Annotated in this window: 14 protein-coding genes; 1 reads left to right on the top strand and 13 read right to left on the bottom strand. The window is 71.8% G+C overall.

From position 1 onward, the window contains the following. From ACFFR3_RS28275 to ACFFR3_RS28250, 6 genes are all read right to left on the bottom strand, one after another. Complete coding sequence (locus tag ACFFR3_RS28275; RefSeq protein WP_345389146.1) at window positions 1-1,686, bottom strand: tetratricopeptide repeat protein; 1,686 nt, start codon at window positions 1,684-1,686, stop codon at window positions 1-3. A 258-nt stretch (window positions 1,687-1,944) separates the two neighbouring features. Then, a complete protein-coding gene (gene ftsY / locus ACFFR3_RS28270) occupies window positions 1,945-3,108 on the bottom strand; it encodes a signal recognition particle-docking protein FtsY (RefSeq protein WP_417629286.1) in 1,164 nt (387 codons plus the stop codon). A 71-nt stretch (window positions 3,109-3,179) separates the two neighbouring features. Further along, on the bottom strand, window positions 3,180-6,860 hold the full coding sequence (gene smc, locus ACFFR3_RS28265) for a chromosome segregation protein SMC (protein ID WP_345389148.1): 3,681 nt from the start codon (window positions 6,858-6,860) through the stop codon (window positions 3,180-3,182). 170 nt (window positions 6,861-7,030) lie between these two features. Then, the gene (locus tag ACFFR3_RS28260; RefSeq protein ID WP_090938435.1) at window positions 7,031-7,225 is read right to left on the bottom strand and encodes a hypothetical protein; all 195 of its coding nucleotides are present in this window, start codon (window positions 7,223-7,225) and stop codon (window positions 7,031-7,033) included. A gap of 190 nt (window positions 7,226-7,415) precedes the next feature. After that, window positions 7,416-7,703, bottom strand: a complete 288-nt coding sequence (locus ACFFR3_RS28255; RefSeq protein ID WP_355428421.1) for an acylphosphatase — start codon at window positions 7,701-7,703, stop codon at window positions 7,416-7,418. A 17-nt stretch (window positions 7,704-7,720) separates the two neighbouring features. After that, complete coding sequence (locus tag ACFFR3_RS28250; RefSeq protein ID WP_379484125.1) at window positions 7,721-8,623, bottom strand: LysR family transcriptional regulator; 903 nt, start codon at window positions 8,621-8,623, stop codon at window positions 7,721-7,723. Window positions 8,624-8,717: 94 nt separating this feature from the next. Between ACFFR3_RS28250 and ACFFR3_RS28245 the strand changes: the two genes are divergently transcribed. After that, window positions 8,718-9,893 carry an MFS transporter gene (locus ACFFR3_RS28245; protein WP_379484124.1) on the top strand — a complete coding sequence of 392 codons (1,176 nt, stop codon included), beginning with the start codon at window positions 8,718-8,720 and terminating at the stop codon, window positions 9,891-9,893. Here ACFFR3_RS28245 and mutM read toward each other — a convergent pair. The 7 genes from mutM to recG form a co-directional block, all read right to left on the bottom strand. Next, on the bottom strand, window positions 9,841-10,686 hold the full coding sequence (gene mutM, locus ACFFR3_RS28240) for a bifunctional DNA-formamidopyrimidine glycosylase/DNA-(apurinic or apyrimidinic site) lyase (RefSeq protein WP_379484123.1): 846 nt from the start codon (window positions 10,684-10,686) through the stop codon (window positions 9,841-9,843). The two genes, ACFFR3_RS28245 and mutM, sit on opposite strands and share 53 nt — an antisense overlap. Before the next feature lie 416 nt (window positions 10,687-11,102). Then, entirely contained in the window at window positions 11,103-11,822 is a 720-nt protein-coding gene (gene rnc, locus ACFFR3_RS28235) for a ribonuclease III (protein ID WP_379484197.1), read from the bottom strand. 216 nt (window positions 11,823-12,038) lie between these two features. Continuing rightward, window positions 12,039-12,218: a 50S ribosomal protein L32 gene (gene rpmF, locus ACFFR3_RS28230; protein ID WP_082535183.1), complete on the bottom strand. Its 180-nt coding sequence runs from the start codon at window positions 12,216-12,218 to the stop codon at window positions 12,039-12,041. Window position 12,219: 1 nt separating this feature from the next. Beyond that, window positions 12,220-12,789: a YceD family protein gene (locus ACFFR3_RS28225; RefSeq protein ID WP_379484122.1), complete on the bottom strand. Its 570-nt coding sequence runs from the start codon at window positions 12,787-12,789 to the stop codon at window positions 12,220-12,222. A 54-nt stretch (window positions 12,790-12,843) separates the two neighbouring features. Further along, window positions 12,844-13,320 (bottom strand): pantetheine-phosphate adenylyltransferase, encoded by a 477-nt coding sequence (gene coaD, locus ACFFR3_RS28220; RefSeq protein ID WP_345389163.1) that lies wholly within the window; start codon window positions 13,318-13,320, stop codon window positions 12,844-12,846. A 14-nt stretch (window positions 13,321-13,334) separates the two neighbouring features. Then, a complete protein-coding gene (rsmD, locus tag ACFFR3_RS28215) occupies window positions 13,335-13,901 on the bottom strand; it encodes a 16S rRNA (guanine(966)-N(2))-methyltransferase RsmD (protein WP_364369728.1) in 567 nt (188 codons plus the stop codon). Between the two features lie 549 nt (window positions 13,902-14,450). Further along, entirely contained in the window at window positions 14,451-16,622 is a 2,172-nt protein-coding gene (gene recG, locus ACFFR3_RS28210; RefSeq protein ID WP_364369725.1) for an ATP-dependent DNA helicase RecG, read from the bottom strand. Between the last annotated feature and the right edge of the window lie 45 nt (window positions 16,623-16,667).

The following is a 16,667-nucleotide window of genomic DNA, read 5'->3' as shown; positions in this document are numbered from 1 at the left end:
TCAGCCGTCGGCCGGCTCGGCCAGCGCGGCCCGGACGTCCGCGTCGTCAGGAGCCAGCTCCGCGGCCCTGAGCAGGTCCTGGCGGGCCTGCCCGGTCAGTCCCGCCGCGCGGTACGCCAGCGACCTGTTGAACAGCAGCTCCGCCGTCTCCCCCAGCTTCAGCGCCCGCGTCAGGTCGGCCACCGCCAGCTCGTTGTCGCCCCGCTCGTACGCCAGCTCCGCCCGCCCCGCCCAGGCCGCCACCAGCTCGGGATCGAGCTCAAGCGCCCGGTCGAAGGCCAGCCGCGACTCTGGGTAGCGCTCCTCGGCCAGCTCGACCTGTCCCAGCACGCACAGCAGGTAGGGGTCGTGCGGGGCCAGGGACAGCCCGCGCTCGACGTCCTGCCTCGCCCGTGCGTAGTCTCCGGCGGCGACGTGCAGGCCGCAGCGGTTGACGTACGCGGGGCCGAAGTCGGGGTCGAGCTCCAGCGTGTGGTCGAGGTCGGCGAGCGCGCCTCCCAGGTCGCCGGCCGCGTAGCGGACCTCGGAGCGGTTGTAGTACGCCTCGGGGAAGGGCGGGCTGAGCCGCATCACGCTCTCGTAGTCGGCCAGCGCCTCGGCCGAGCGGCCCATGGCGTGCAGCAGGTTGCCCCGGTCGAGGTAATAGTCGGGGTAGCCGGGGTCGGCGGCGATCGCCCGGTCGTAGCCGGCCAGCGCCTCCTCCCTGCGCCCGCCGAGTGCCAGCAGCTGGGCCCTGTTGGCGTACAGGATGAGCTTGTGGATCGGGTGCTCGTCGCGCAGGTGCGTCTCGGCCAGCTCGATCGCCTGCGCCACCAGGTCCATGGCCGACTCGCGGCGGCCCCTGCGCAGCTCGACCAGGGCCTTGCCGTTGAGGTCGAAGCCGAGGTGGAAGGCGCGCTCGCGGGGGTCGGGCAGCAGCGAGGTGATGGTGACGGCCTCGTTGATCCAGGCCAGCGCCTGTTCGGGGTCGCGGGCCGCCGGGTCGTGGTGACGGACGAGGATCATGGCCGTGGCGTACGCGATCGTCGCACGGTGCTTGGGGTCGGTGCTCAGCCGCCTGGCCCGGTCGTACAGGTCGCGGGCCTCGTCCTCGCGCTCGATCGCCTCCAGCGCGGCGGCGACCCGCTGCACGAGGACCTGCCAGCGCTCCGGATCGTCCTCGTACGCCAGCCCGCGCAGCACCTCGAGGCCCGACTCGGCCATGGCGTGGTGGAAGCCCTCGTCGCGGTAGCGGTCGAAGTCGGCCCGCAGCGGCCCCGAGCCAGGCGCCGACGGTCCCTCCTCGACGCGCAGCAGGGCGGGGTCGAGCCGGCGCCGCAGCACGGCCACCAGCTCGGTGTCGGTGTGGTCGGCCTCGCCCAGGTTCGTCACGCGCAGGGTGAGCGGCCCGGTGCGGGTCAGGTGATCACGGACGAACTCCGCCAGCCCGTTGGCCATCCGCAGGCTGCGCCGCGCGCCCGGCACCAGCACGCGCTGCGCTCTCGGCAGGTCGTCGGCCAGCGAGTGCCGGCGTGCGGGCACGACGTCCCGCAATGAGGGCGCGGCGGCCCTGATCTCGATGTCGTGCGCGGCGACCAGCTCAGGCGCGCTTTCCAGCGCGGCGGGAACGAGCCGCGCGAGCAGGGCCGAGGCCAGCGTGTACGGGCCGCCGATCCGGCGGTCCGCGTCGATGAGGATCGTCTCCACAGGGGTGGTTCTGCTTCGGCCGGCGCCCCCGCGGAGACGCCGGCCCGCGCAGCTCAGGCGCTGTGCCTCGGAGCCGCCGCGGCGGTCGGCTTCACAGTTCCTGGCCGGTGGACGACGATCTTCTTCATGAGCGGCCTTTCACGTTCCAATGGGACCGAACGATCTTTGATGACGATATATGTCAACACAAGAAAAACCGGTCGATCAAGGCTTATCTGGTAAGGGCTCCTTCACCTTGAATTACGGCGCAACCGTAACTCACTCCCCCAAAATCGCGTCCACGAATACTTCGGGGTCGAAGGGCGCCAGATCATCAGGCCCCTCGCCCAGCCCCACGAGCTTCACCGGCACGCCCAGCTCCCGCTGCACGGAGATCACGATGCCGCCCTTGGCGGTGCCGTCGAGCTTGGTCAGCGCGATGCCGGTGATGTTGACCACCTCGGCGAACACCTGCGCCTGGCGCATGCCGTTCTGGCCGGTGGTGGCGTCGAGGACGAGCAGCACCTCGTCGACCGTGGCCTTCTTCTCGATGACCCGCTTGACCTTGCCCAGCTCGTCCATGAGGCCGGTCTTGGTGTGCAGGCGGCCCGCGGTGTCGACGATGACCGTGTCGACCTTCTCCTCGATGCCCTTGGCCACCGCGTCGAACGCCACCGACGCCGGGTCTCCGCCCTCGGGCCCGCGCACGGTGTCGGCCCCCACCCGCTCGCCCCACGTCTGGAGCTGGTCGGCGGCGGCGGCGCGGAACGTGTCGGCCGCGCCCAGCACGACCTTCTTCCCGTCGCCGATGAGCGAACGGGCCAGCTTGCCGGTGGTGGTGGTCTTGCCGGTGCCGTTGACGCCCACGACCAGCACGACCGCCGGCCGCTCACCGTGCTTCTGCACCCGCAGCGTACGGTCGAGGTCGGGGTTGACCTGGGCGAGCAGCTGCTCGCGCAGCAGGCCGCGCACCTCATCCTGGCTGCGGCTGCCGAGCACCTTCACCCGGGTGCGCAGCTCCTCCACCATGACCTGGGTCGGCGCGACGCCCACGTCGGCGCTGATCAGGCTCTCCTCGATCTCGTCCCACACCTCGTCGTCGAGGCGGTCGCGCGAGAGCAGCTCGAGCAGGCCACGGCCGAGCGCGTTCTGCGAGCGGGCCAGCCGCGAGCGCAGCCGCACCATGCGGCCCGCCGACGGCGGCGGCGTCTCGACCTCGGGCTCCTTGATGAGCGGCTCGGCCGGCTTGACCTCAGGCGGCGGCAGCGTGGTGGTCGCGCCCTCGGCCTCCTCACCGGCGCCGGCGGGCCGCTTCGCCTCCTCCTCCGGCAGCACCGGGGTCTCCGGCGGCTTGACCGGCGGGGCCGCCTTACGGCCCGGCCTGAACAGCAGGAACAGACCGCCGACCGCCAGCACGGCGACGACGGCCACGATCACGATCACACCGAGGTAACCATCCACAAGATGTCAGTTTTCCAGATCGTCCGGCATGGTCACGCACAAGGCCACACCGATCAGGCGGACTCTCGCTCCCTGAGCCGCTGGCTGACCACCTGTGTCACGCCGTCACCGCGCATCGACACGCCGTAGAGGGCGTCGGCGATCTCCATCGTGCGCTTGTTGTGGGTGATGACGATGAGCTGTGAGCTCTGCCGCAATTCCTCGAACAGGGTCAGCAGCCGCTGCGTGTTGGTGTCGTCGAGGGCTGCCTCGACCTCGTCCATGACGTAGAACGGCGACGGCCGCGCCTTGAAGATCGAGATGAGGAACGCCACCGCCGTCAGCGAGCGCTCGCCGCCCGACAGCAGCGACAGCCGCTTGACCTTCTTGCCCGGCGGCCGCGCCTCGACCTCGATGCCCGTGGTCAGCATGTCGGACGGCTCGGTCAGCACCAGCCGGCCCTCGCCGCCGGGGAAGACCCTGGTGAAGATCTGCTCGAACTCGCGGGCGACGTCCTCGTAGGCCGAGGCGAACATCTGCTCCACCCGGTCGTCGACCTCCTTGACCACGGTCAGCAGGTCGCGCCTGGTCTTCTTGAGGTCTTCGAGCTGGGAGTTGAGGAACGCGTGGCGCTCCTCCAGGGCCGCGAACTCCTCCAGCGCGAGCGGGTTGACCTTGCCGAGCTGGTTCATCTGCCGCTCGGCCGCCCTGGCCCGCTTCTCCTGCTCCTCGCGTACGTAGGGGACCGGCGGCTCGCCCGGCACCGGCGCGTCGGGCCCGTATTCGGCGACCAGCGCCTCGGCCTCGACGCCGAACTCCTCCAGCGCCCGCTGCTCCATCTGCTCCAGGCGCAGCCGCTGCTCGGTGCGGGCCATCTCGTTGCCGTGGACCCGGTTGACCAGCTTGTCGAGCTCCTGGCCCAGCTCGCGGACGCGGACCCTGACCTGCTTGAGCTCGGCGTCGACCGCGACCCTGGCCAGCTCGGCCTCGTCGCGCTCGCGCTCGGCCAGCGCGATCGACCGGGCCAGCGCCGCGAGCACCTTCCTCGCGCCCTTGCTGACGGCCTCGGCCAGCGCCGCCTGACGCCTGCGCCTGGCCCGCTGAGCGGCCGCCTGGGCGCGTTCCTCGCGCTCGCGCCGCGCGGCCCGCAGCAGGCCGTCGGCGCGGCCCTCGATGCCCTTGACGCGCTCCTCCGCGGTGCGCACCTGGAGACGGGTGTCCATCTCGCGCTGCCTGGCCGCCTCACAGGCGCTCGCCAGCTCGTCGCGCAGGTCGGTGGTGGGCTCGGACTCCAGCTCCTGGGCGTATTCGGCCTCGGCCAGCCGGACCTCCAGCTCGGCCAGCTCCTCAAGCCGCTCGGTGCGGGCCTCCTCGGCCCTGGCCACGCTCGCGGTCAGCCGCTCGGCCTCGTCGCGGGCGGCGCCCGCGGCGGCCTCGATCTGTGCCAGCCGCCTGGCCGCGGCCGCGTTGGCCTGGTCGGCCTCGCGCTGACGACCCCTGATCTGGTCGAGCGCGCCTTGCGCGGCGCTCACCCCGGCCTGGGCGGTGGTGACGGCCGTCTGCGCCTCGTTGACGCGGGCCTGGGCGGCCTCCAGAGCGGACTGGGCGGCCTGCTCCGCGGCCATCGCCTCATCCAGCGCCACGGCGCTCTGCTCGGCCCTGGACTCGGCCGCCTCGAGGTCGGCGACGGCCTCGTCGAGCGCGGCCCGCACCTGCAGCACGGAGGTGCCGCCGCTGGACCCGCCGGTCGCCAGGTGGGCGCCGACGAGATCGCCGTCTTTGGTGACCGCCCGCAGCTCGGGATGCCGCTCGACCAGCGCCCGCGCGCCGTCGAGATCGTCGGTGAGCACGACGCCCGCCAGCACGTGGTCGAGCGCGGGCCGCAGATGCTCGGGCACCGTCACCAGGTCGGCCACCCACCGGCCACCGCCCGGCGCCGCGCCACGCGGGTCTCCTCCGTGGCCGTTCGCGAGCGCCACCAGGAGCGTCGCCTGGCCGGTGCCCTGGGTGCGCAGCAGCTCAAGGGCCTCCACGGCGGTGTCGAGCGACTTGACCGTGACGGCCTCGGCGACCGGCCCGAGCACGGCGGCGACCGCCTGCTCGGCTCCCGGCGTCACCTGCATCGAGGCGGCCAGCGGTCCCAGCACCCCGCCGAGGTCGGCGTCGAGCAGCGCGGCCCCGCCGTCGCCCTTGGCCAGGCTCATCTCCAGCGCGTCGCGGCGGGCGGCCAGCGCCGCCACCGCGCGCTGCGCCTCCTGGTCGGCGGCGCGGGCGGTGCCCACGCCCGCCTTGGCGGCCTGTACGGCGGCACGCGGCGCGTCGAGACCGGAGCGCGCCTCGTCGGCCGCCGCGCGGGCCTCGTCGGCCACCGCCTTGGCCTCCTCGACGGCGGCCTGCGCCGCGGCCAGCTCGTCGGCCAGCCCGGGATCGACGGCGGGCTCCTCCAGCCGCTGCGCCTCCAGGTCCTCCCTGGCGCGGCGCTCGCGCTCGGCGGCGTCGGCCACGGCCTGGCGCAGGCGGCCGATCTCCTCCTCGGCGGCCCGCGCGCGGCTGCGTACGGAGTCGACCTGGCCGCGCAGCTTGGCCAGGCCCTCGCGGCGGTCGGCGGCGGCCCTGGCGGCCAGCGCGAGCCGCTGCTCCTCGGCGCCCAGCTCGGCCTCGGCCGCGGCCCGCCGCTGGACGGCGTCGTCGAGCAGCTCCTGGGCCTGCTCCAGCTCGGCCCGCAGCAGCTGCTCGCGCTCGCGCACCTCGGCGGCCTCGCGCTCCAGGTCTTCGGGGTCGCGCCCGCGCCGCTCGATGGCGGCGGCGTCGAGCGCGTGGCGGTGGCGCTCGGCGGCCAGCTGCTCAAGGCCGGTGGTGCGCTCGCGCAGCGAGGAGAGCCTGAAGTAGGTCTCCTGGGCGGCGGACAGCCGCGGCTGGGTCTCGGCCTCGGCCGCCTCCAGCGCCGCCTCGCGCTGCTGCGCCTCGGCCAGCTCGGTCTCGACCTGCCGCCGCCTGGCCGTGATCGCGGCCTCGTCGGCGGCCTCGCGCTCAAGCGTGGCGCGCAGGATGCAGACGTCGTCGGCCAGCAGCCGGAGCCTGGCGTCGCGCAGGTCGGCCTGGATGACGGCGGCCTTGCGGGCGATCTCGGCCTGCCGGCCCAGCGGCTTGAGCTGGCGGCGCAGCTCGGTGGCGAGGTCTTGGACGCGCGTCAGGTTGGCCTGCATCGCGTCGAGCTTGCGCAGCGCCTTCTCTTTGCGCTTGCGGTGCTTGAGCACCCCCGCGGCCTCTTCGATGAACGCCCGGCGGTCTTCGGGACCCGCGTGCAGCACGGCGTCGAGCTGGCCCTGGCCGACGATGACGTGCATCTCGCGGCCGATGCCGGAGTCGGACAGCAGCTCCTGGATGTCGAGCAGGCGGCAGGTGTCGCCGTTGATCGCGTATTCGCTCTGCCCCGACCTGAACATCAGCCGGCTGATCGTGACCTCGGTGTAGTCGATCGGCAGGGCGCCGTCGCTGTTGTCGATGGTCAGCGTGACCTCGGCGCGGCCGAGCGGCGGCCGGTTGGCCGTGCCGGCGAAGATGACGTCCTCCATCTTGCCGCCGCGCAGCGACTTGGCGCTGTGCTCGCCCATGACCCAGGCCAGGGCGTCGACGACGTTGGACTTGCCCGAGCCGTTGGGGCCGACCACGCAGGTGATGCCCGGCTCGAAGCGCAGGGCGGTCGCCGAGGCGAAGGACTTGAAGCCGCGCAGGGTGAGGGTCTTCAGGTACACGAGCGCGACCCCCTCTCCCCGGAACGGACTTCGGAAAAGCCTACTGGTCCCGGCCGCCGCGAGTGGGCATCTGCCGCAGGGACCGCGCTTGACCTCGCAGCCGTGGGTTCAGGGCAAATAACAAGGGACGCCTCTTCGAGACGTCCCTGGGTCTTGCGCTCCGATCACTCTCAGGTGAGTGCCGGCTCGCGCTCCTGCATGCGGCTGAGTGCCTCGTCGCGGGTTTGCGCCGCAAGAGCGTCATTCGTGGCCTGAAGTCGGATGAGTTCTGCCTCCAGATCCCGGATACGCTGCTGCAGGCGGCGCATCTCCGAGACCATTCGAGGGTCAGGACCGCCGACGTGGCCGAGTAGAGCCTTCGCCATGGTAAAGGGTCCTCCACGCTGAGTGACCAGACTGGTTCGCGCACTTCTATTCCGCGGGAGGGGTGCGCGTGGTACCTAACAAGAGTCGCACCGGCAGTGTGGGCGGTCAAGTCGATCGAACCGCTGAGCCCTACTGATGGGCACTCCCGACATACAACTATACCCTATTTGGGCGGTTTAGCGAAACGAGCTACCTTTCCACAAACCCCCCCAAACTACCTCGGGGTTCGCTCCAGCGTTCCACTACTCCATCCACTCTGCCCGGCGTGTCGCAACCTCTGAGCAGCTCCAAGAGCTTGACGCACGCCTCGCGCGGCCCCTCCGCGACCACCTCCACGCGGCCGTCGTCGGTGTTGCGCGCCCAGCCGGTCAGACCGAGCTCCAGCGCACGCGAACGCGTCCACCAGCGAAAGCCCACACCCTGCACCCGGCCGCGCACCCAGGCGGTCAGCCGGGCATCGGCACCGCTGTCAGGCATCCGGACTCCTTCGTGGATCAGGCCACCAGGGCGGGCGCCGCGTTCGCGTTCGCGACCGCGGACTCGTTGAACGCCCTGACGGCCGCCGTCTCACCCGACTTCGGCCAGGCCAGGCCGAGCACCGAGGCGGGCAGCCCGGTGACCGGCACGAAAGCGATGTCGGGCCTGGCGTGCTGGGCAGCCGTGGGCGTGCAGAAGAGCATGCCGCCCCGGTTGAGCGCCACCTGGGTCAGGCCCTCCTGCGTGGTCGCCACCTTACCGGCCTGCGAAATCGTCCGGCCTGAAGGGGTCCTCGGCGGCGCGATCCGCTCCCGCCAGGAGCGCGGGGCGGGGCCGTCCACCCCGATCAGCGGCACCGAGGCCAGCTCCTCCGCCTCGATGACCGTCCTGCCCGCCATCGGGTGGCGTACGGACAGGCCGAGCCGGTAGGAGACCCGGTTGAGCGGCTCGCCGGTGACCAGGTCGGGCTCGTCCACGGGCAGCAGCGTGAACGCGATGTCCACCTCGCCGGCCCGCAGCCTGCCGAAGGGGTCGGACAGCGGGATCTCGATCAGCTCGACCTCGCTGCCCGGGTTGCCCCGCTCGAACGCGCGCACGCTGCCCGTCACCACGTCGGTCGGCGTGGCCAGGAACCCCACCCTGAGCACCCCCGTCACGCCCCTGGCCGCCGCCCTCGCCCGCCGCACGGCCTGGGAGAGGCCGTCGTAGGAGGGCCGCAGGTCGGCCAGGAACCGCTCGCCGAGCGGTGTCAGGCGGACGCGCCGGCTCGTCCGCTCGAACAGCCGGCCGCCGATCCTGGTCTCCAGCGAGCGCACGAGCTGGCTCACCCGGCCCGGCGACAGGTAGAGCCGCTCGGCCGTACGCGCGAAGTGCAACTCCTCGCTGAGGACGACGAAGCACTCCAGCTCCCTGAACTCCATCGGCACCTCCGCGCCCGGATCGCTTAGCCTGCCTAAACCAAGCCTTCGAGCTTCGTCATTGTTCCCGCTCCCGGGCCGCACGAGGCTGAGCGGCATGACGATGACCGATGTTCCGAGCGCCGTACGCGCGCACTGGCTCGCCGTGACCTCGGTCGCGGTGGGCACCTTCACCGTGGTGACCAGCGAGATGCTGCCCGTCGGGCTGCTGACCTCGATCGCCGCCGACCTCGGGGTCTCGGCGGGCACGGCGGGCCTGGCGATGACGGCTCCCGGGCTGGTGGCCGCCGTCGCCGCGCCCGCGCTGGCGTTCACCACGCGCCGCATGGACCGGCGGCTGCTCCTCATCGGGCTGATGGCGCTGCTCGGGGTGGCGAACCTGATGGCCGCCGCCGCACCCGACAACGCCGTCATGCTGGCCGCCAGGGTGCTGACGGGAGTGAGCATCGGCGGGTTCTGGGCGTTCGCCGCCGCTCTGGGATCGCGGCTGGTGCCCGAACGCTCGGTCGGGCGGGCCACCTCGATCATCCTGGGCGGGGTGTCGGTGGCGTCGGTGCTGGGAGTTCCGGCGGCGACGTTCGTGTCGTCGTTCGCGGGGTGGCGCAGCGCGTTCGTCGCCGCCGGCGTGCTCGCGCTCGGGTTGCTCGCGGTCCTCGCCGCGACGCTGCCGCCGTTGCGTCCCCCGGCCGAGGAATCGGGGCCCGCGACGCGGGAAAAGCGCTCCTCGTGGCTCTCAGGGCCGCTCATCCTCGTCCTGGTGCTCACCGCGCTGACCATCTCGGGGCACTTCGCGGCCTACACCTACGTACGCCCGTTCCTGGAGCAGGTCTCAGGCGCCGGCCCCGCCCTCGTCGGCACCGCGCTCCTCCTGTACGGCGCCGCCGGCGTGGCGGGCAACTTCGCCTCGGGCGCCCGCGCGGCCAGGAACCCCAGGTCCACCTTCATCGTGCTGGTCGTCCTGATGGCCGTGGCCATGCCGGCGCTCCTGCTGACCGGCGTGCCGCCGCTGGCCGCGCTGGTCGTCTGGGGGCTCGGCTACGGCGGCGTCGGCGTCGCCCTGCAGCTCTGGCTCATGCGCGAGGGCGGCGGCGAGCTCGGCACGGCCCTTTTCGTCAGCTCGTTCAACGTCTCCATCGCCCTCGGCGCCCTGGCCGGCGGCCGGATCACGGACGCGGCGTCAGTGCCCGCCGTGATGGGGGCGGGCGCCGCGCTCACCGTGGTCAGCGTGGTCGTCGCTGGCATCTGGGGCAGGAATAGGACGACCGGTTCATGAACGCCTCGCGCCTGATGGCCGTGCCGCAGCGGGAGCAGGGCAGGTCGCGGCGGCCGTACACCTCCAGCGAGCGCTCGAAGTAGCCGCTCTCGCCGTTGACGTTGACGTACAGGCTGTCGAACGAGGTGCCGCCCTGCTCCAGCGCCGCGCCCATCACGGTGCGTACGGCGGACACCAGCTCGGCGATCTTGGGCCGGGTGAGCGTCTCGGTGGGCCTGGCCCAGTGCAGCCTGGCGATCCACAGGGCCTCGTCGGCGTAGATGTTGCCGACGCCGCTGATCAGCGACTGGTCGAGCAGGGCCCGCTTGATCTCGGTGCGCCTGGCCCGCAGCCTGCGCGCGAACTCGGCCTCGTCGAACGCCGGCTCGAACGGGTCGGGGGCGATGTGCGCGATCGGCGCGGGCACCCCGTCCACCAGCGGCGTCAGCATCACGTGGCCGAACGTGCGCTGGTCGACGAAGCGCAGGTCGGGCCCGCCGTCCTCGAAGCGCAGGCGGACCCGCAGGTGCTTCTCAGGCGGCGACTCGGGATCGACGACGAGGAGCTGGCCGCTCATCCCCAGGTGAGCGAGCAGCGCCTCCCCGGCTCCCGACAGCGGCAGCCACAGGTATTTGCCACGGCGCTCGGCCGACAGCAGCGTGCGGCCCTTGAGCCGGGGGGCGAACTCGTCGGCGCCCGGCACGTGCCGCCTGATCGCGCGCGGATGCAGCACCTCAGCGGCGGCGATCTCGCGCCCGATCACCCATTGCGCGAGGCCGCGCCTGACGACCTCGACCTCCGGCAGCTCAGGCACCTCGAACCTCGTCCTTCGACATCAGGGGGAACGTAAGTCTCACCTTCCGGACAACATCGGACGCCTCCCCGGCCCTTCCCGGCGCCCTGCTCCCGGCCACCCGCACCGGACCCGCCGTCGTCCGCCACACCGGCTCTCCGCCGAAAGCCCTCCAGCCCCGAAGCCTCCGACCGAAACCCCAGCCACGACCCGAATCCCGCTTTCCAGCCACCCAGAACCCTCCACGGCAGTCGCCGAAACCCCAGCGAAACGACCACCCTGTACTTGAAGGCGCCCTAACCCGACAAGCGGGACGGGATCAGCCGGCGGGCTGGCTTTCGCGCTGCTCGCCGACCCAAGCCCCGGCTCTGCGCGACCTCCGCGCCGCCCGCCTGGGGCCGGTCGAGCGGGGTAGCAGCAGATCGCGAGAGGCGGGGTCAGCCGGTGGGCTGGCTTTCGCGTTGTTCGCGGCGGGCGCGGATGCGGGTCCAGGCCGCCTCGGCGGCCTGCTGCTCGGCCTCCTTCTTGCTGCGGCCGGTGCCCGAGCCGTAGGACTCGCCGCCGACCCGCACCATGGCCGTGAACGACTTGGCGTGGTCGGGCCCGCTCTCCTCGACGTGGTATTCGGGCACGCCGAGCGCCTCGGAGGCGGTCAGCTCCTGCAGGGAGGTCTTCCAGTCGAGCCCGGCTCCGAGCGAGGCAGAGCGCACGATCAGCGGGTCGAACAGCAGGTGGACCACCCGGAACGCCTCGTCGAGGCCCTTGTCGACGTAGATGGCGCCGATCAGCGCCTCAAGGGTGTCGGCCAGGATCGAGGACTTGTCGCGCCCGCCGGTGCCCTCCTCGCCCCTGCCGAGCCGCAGGAACCGGCCGAGGCCGAGCCCCCTCGCGACGTCGGCCAGCGCGCGCATGTTGACCACAGCGGCCCGCAGCTTGGCCAGCTGGCCCTCGGGCAGATCGGGGTGGTTGCGGTAGAGCGTGTCGGTGACGACCAGGCCCAGCACGGAGTCGCCCAGGAACTCCAGGCGCTCGTTGGTGGGCAGGCCACCGTTCTCGTAAGCGTAGGAGCGGTGCGTCAGCGCCCGCTCGAGAATGCCGGTGTCCAGCGCGACGAAAAGGACCCGCTCCAGCTCGTCTCTGGCGACCTCCACGGCCACCGGCTTAGGACCTGCGCCCACGTGCTTCCTCCTCGGACATCTTCACATGGCGCGCCGACTGCGGAAGATGCCCGAAAACGTGGTGGGCGTCGGGGTAACGCGTTAGCCCCGGCGTCCACCACGGCCGCGGGCGAACCGCCGCCGCACGCATCTGAGACGGTAACGCCGACCGAGGCACAATGGCACTCGGTCGGCATCACGTCAACTGCTGGCGGATCAGGCGGACGGCTCGACGACCTGACGGCGGTTGTAGGTGCCGCAGGTGGGGCACGCGATGTGCGGCTGCTTCGGCGAACGGCACTGCGGGCAGCTCACCAGGGCGACAGCAGTCGTCTTCCACTGGGAGCGACGGGCGCGGGTGTTGCTCCGCGACATCTTTCGCTTCGGGACGGCCACGTCACTTCTCCTGATCGTTATCTTTGTCGGTAATCAGACCCTGCAACGACGCCCAGCGGGCGTCGATCTTCTCGTGCCCGTGGTCATCGCCGGCCTCGGCCAGCTTGACCCCGCACTCCGCACAGAGCCCCGCGCAGTCCTCGCGGCACACCGGGCTCAGCGGCAGTGCGAGCACCACCGCGTCGCGGAACGTCGGCTCGAGGTCGAGCAGCTCACCGTCGAGCAGTGAGTCCTCCTCCGAGGCGTCCTCGTCGGAGTAGAAGAACAGCTCCTGCAGATCGACCTGGATCTCCGAGGAGACCGGGTCGAGACACCGCGCGCACTCCCCGGCGAGCGGGGCCTGCGCCGTGCCTGACACGAGCACGCCTTCCATCACTGCTTCGAGCCGGAGATCCAGCTCGACTTCGGCGTCCTTGGGAACGCCGATCATGTCGACGCCGAGATCCACCGGTGCCGGGAGGGTCAGGGTCATCTGCCGCATCGTGCCCGGCCGCTTCCCCAGGTCATGTGTGGAGATCACCCACGGGGAGCGGGGGTCGAGGTGCTGAGTCATCCTGCTCTCGCTAGGCATGGCGAAAGGCATCGCCGTCGTACAAGGCCGAAAAGTAAGGATAGCAGCTTGCGACTAGCCTCTGAGCCGCTCAATGAGCAGCTGGTGGACCAGGTCGGGCACGAGACCCGAGACGTCACCACCATACCGGGCGATCTCCTTCACCCGGGACGATGACAGGAACGAGTACTCGGGGTTGGTGGGCATGAACAGCGTCTCGACCCCGGACAGCCGGTAGTTGAGCTGAGCCATCTGCAGCTCGTAGTCGAAGTCGCTGACCACCCTGATGCCCTTGACGATGGCGGGGATGTCGTTCTGCTTGCAGAAGTCGACGAGCAGGCCGTGGAACTTGCGCACCTTGACGTTCGGATATTCCTTGGTGACGGTCTGCAGGATCTCGATGCGTTCGTCCACCGTGAACAGGCTGGATTTCTCGACGTTGATGAGGACTGCCACGGTCACCTCGTCGTACAACCGCGCGGAGCGGCCGATGATGTCGAGGTGGCCATTGGTGATGGGGTCGAACGACCCCGGGCAGACTACGCGGCGCAAGACGCCTCCCAGGTCTACGGGTTCCCGGCGGCGCGACCGTACCAAACGGACGCTTCGCCATATCTACGGACCCTCTCCTCAACGTACCCCTTTGGCCACATCAGCGGCCCTCCCCGGCTTTCCCTCTCGAAAGCCACCAATCCCTCTTCGACCAGCCAGCCGTTGTCCCGCAGCAGCTCAAGCACCGTCCGCACCTCGTCGTCCGGCACCGCGTAGGGGGGATCGGCGAAGACGATGTCGTACGGCGTGTCGGCTTGCCTGCCGAGCACCCGCTGCACCTTGTCGGCCACCACCCGCGCCCCGGCGAGGCCCAGCGAGGCGACGTTGGCCTTGATCGTGCGCACCGCCTTGGGGTCGGACTCCACCAGCACCGCCTCGGCCGCCCCCCGCGACAGCGCCTCCAGCCCGACCGCGCCCGAGCCGGCGTAGAGATCGAGTACGCGGGCGTCGCGCAGGCCGTAGAGGGAGTCGAGCGTCAAGAGGATGCCTTCTCTGGCCCTGTCGCTGGTCGGTCGCGTGCCGCGCCCCGGCGGCACCGCCAGCCGCCGCCCACCCGCCGTGCCTGCGATGATCCGCGTCATGTCACCCATTGTCCCGCATGTTCACGCAGGTCAAGAGTGGACAAGTGTCGGCCTCGACTGCGCAAGGGTGATTCACATCGGGCCGGGCGGCCCGCATGATGATTCTGCGGCCTTCAAGGTGACCCACATGAAGGCCGACCGGCGTGATCGTGAGCCCTTCCGCACGCCGGTTCCCTCGGCACCTGACCCGAGGGTGGGCCCAGCCGGGGACGGCATTCGGGGGGAGGCCGTCCCCGGCGGCTGGGCCAGAACTCGCCTCACCAGCACCCGGCCGCCGGCCCCTCTGCACCCCCGGCACACCGGCCGCTCCCACGACTCGGCCGCCCGCCCTCCACAACCGCCGGCTGCCAAGCTCACGTGCCCTCCGACCGACCGGCCTTCACGGCCGCCGGCTGCCAAGCTCACGTGCCCTCCGACCGACCGGTCTTCACGGCCGCCGCCCACGGGCAGGCCCCCAACGGGCGCCTCCGCCAACCGCCTGGCCCCGCACCCGCCCACCACCAGGCCCTTGGTGGCGCACCTCAACAGTCGGACGGGTTCATCGGGCCGTCAGGTCTTCTCCAGGTATTCGGCCTTCTCATCGGCCAGCAGCCGCTCGATCTCCGCGCGCAGGCCGGCGTGCCTGGTCAGATCGGGGTCGTCGGCCAGCAGGGCGGCGGCCTCGTCGCGGGCGGTGGCGATGACGTCCTCGTCGCGGAGCAACTGCAGCAGCTTCAGCGACGTCCGCTTGCCCGACTGCGCCGCGCCCAGCACGTCGCCCTCACGCCGCTGCTCCAGGTCGACCCGCGACAACTCGAACCCGTCGAGCGTGGCCGCCACCGCGTCGAGGCGGGCGCGGGCCGGAGTGCCCTCGGGGAAGTCGGTGACCAGCAGGCAGAGCCCGGGCAGCCCGCCCCGGCCGACCCGGCCTCTGAGCTGGTGGAGCTGCGAGACGCCGAAGCGGTCGGCGTCCATGATGATCATGACGGACGAGTTGGGCACGTCGACGCCGACCTCGATGACCGTCGTCGCCACCAGCACGTCGAGCTCGCCCCGCGTGAAGGCGCGCATGATCGCGTCCTTCTCCTCGGGCGGGAGCTTGCCGTGCAGCGTGCCCACCCGCAGGTCGTGGAAGGGACCCTCGGTGAGCATCTCGGCCACGTCGAGGACCGCCAGCGGCGGCCGCCGCTCGTCGTCGGACGCCGCCATGTCGCCCTCGTCGCCTTCGAGGTCGCCGATGCGCGGGCACACGATGTACGCCTGCCGCCCCAGCCCCACCTCCTCCTTGACCCGCTGCCAGGTGCGCTCGAGGTAGTGGGGCTTCTCGGCGGCCGGCACGACGTGGGTGGTGATCGGCGCGCGACCGGACGGGAGCTGCGACAGCGTCGAGACCTCCAGGTCGCCGAAGACGGTCATGGCGACCGTACGCGGGATCGGGGTGGCGGTCATGACCAGCACGTGCGGCCTGGCGTCACCCGCCTTCTCGCGCAGCGCGTCACGCTGCTCCACCCCGAACCGATGCTGCTCGTCCACCACGACCAGCCCCAGGTCGGCGAACTGCACGTGCTCCTGCAGCAGCGCGTGGGTGCCGACGACGATGCCGGCCGTGCCCGAGGCCGCGTCGAGCAGCGCGGAGCGCCGCGCCGCGGCCCCCATGGACCCGGTCAGCAGCGTGACCGCGGTGCCGCCGAACATGCCGCCCTGCGCCAGATCGCCCAGCATCGTGGTGATCGAGCGGTGGTGCTGCTGGGCCAGCACCTCGGTGGGCGCCAGCAGCGCCGCCTGCCCGCCCGCGTCGACCACCTGCAGCATCGCCCGCAGCGCCACCACCGTCTTGCCCGCGCCGACCTCGCCCTGCAGCAGCCGGTGCATCGGGTGCGCGGTCGCCAGGTCGGCGGCGATCTCCTCGCCCACCTGGGCCTGCCCCTCGGTCAGCGCGAACGGCAGCCGCCCGTCGAAGTCGGCGAGCATGCCGTCGGAGCGCCGGGGCCGCGGCTTGGCCGGCCACGCGGTCGCCGCCTGGCGCCGCTGGAGCAGCACGGCCTGCAGTACGAACGCCTCGTCGAACTTCAGCCTGTTACGCGCCCGCCCGACCTCCGCGAAGTCCTTCGGCCGGTGGATCGCCACCAGCGCGTCGCCGAGGTCCTGCAGGCCGTGGCGGGCCCGCAGCGCGGCGGGCAGCGGGTCGTCGAGCGGGCCCAGCGTGTCGAGCACGACGCCGACGGCCCGCCTGATCGCCCACGGCGTGAGGTCCTTGCCCGCCGGATAGATCGGCACCGGCGCCGCCGCGAACTCCTCGGCGCTCGCCTCGCCCTCCTCGAACAGCTCGAACTCCGGGTGCGCGAGCTGCCAGCGCGGCTTCGACCGCGCGCCGAACAATCCCACCTTGCCGGCGAACATGCCGCGCCTGCCCGGCTTGAGCCGCGACTCGGCCACGTGGGAGCCCTTGCCGAAGAACGACAGATAGATCCTGTTGCCGTTGCCGTCGACGACCTCGACCTCCAGCCAGGTGCCGCCGCGGTTGCGCATCGGCTTGCGCATGAGCCTGGTCACCTCGCCCACCACGGTGACGTGCTCGTCGACCTCCAGCGCGTCGAGCGAGGTCAGCTCGCCGCGCTCGGCGTAGCGTCGCGGATAGTGGCGCAGCAGGTCGCCGACCGTCTCCAGGTCGAGCACGCTGTGCAGCAGCTTGGCGGTCTTCGGGTCGAGCGCCTTCGTCAGAGGCTCGTCGAAACGGCTCACGGCAATAAGTTCTACCGCTTGCGGCCGACAGGAATCCCCAGCGAC

Source organism: Nonomuraea salmonea (assembly GCF_042428605.1).
GTDB lineage: Bacteria > Actinomycetota > Actinomycetes > Streptosporangiales > Streptosporangiaceae > Nonomuraea > Nonomuraea salmonea.
The sequence above is the reverse complement of the archived record's forward strand: the minus strand, read 5'-3'. Positions and strand labels throughout refer to the sequence as shown.

What these genes read in the sequence shown, in the direction of transcription:
- ACFFR3_RS28245 (WP_379484124.1), top strand. Translation starts at nt 8,718, where the DNA reads ATGACGATGACCGATGTTCCGAGCGCCGTACGCGCGCACTGGCTCGCC.
- ACFFR3_RS28255 (WP_355428421.1), bottom strand. Translation starts at nt 7,703, where the DNA reads ATGCCTGACAGCGGTGCCGATGCCCGGCTGACCGCCTGGGTGCGCGGC.
- ACFFR3_RS28225 (WP_379484122.1), bottom strand. Translation starts at nt 12,789, where the DNA reads ATGCCTAGCGAGAGCAGGATGACTCAGCACCTCGACCCCCGCTCCCCG.
- rsmD (WP_364369728.1), bottom strand. Translation starts at nt 13,901, where the DNA reads ATGACGCGGATCATCGCAGGCACGGCGGGTGGGCGGCGGCTGGCGGTG.
- ACFFR3_RS28260 (WP_090938435.1), bottom strand. Translation starts at nt 7,225, where the DNA reads ATGGCGAAGGCTCTACTCGGCCACGTCGGCGGTCCTGACCCTCGAATG.
- ACFFR3_RS28250 (WP_379484125.1), bottom strand. Translation starts at nt 8,623, where the DNA reads ATGGAGTTCAGGGAGCTGGAGTGCTTCGTCGTCCTCAGCGAGGAGTTG.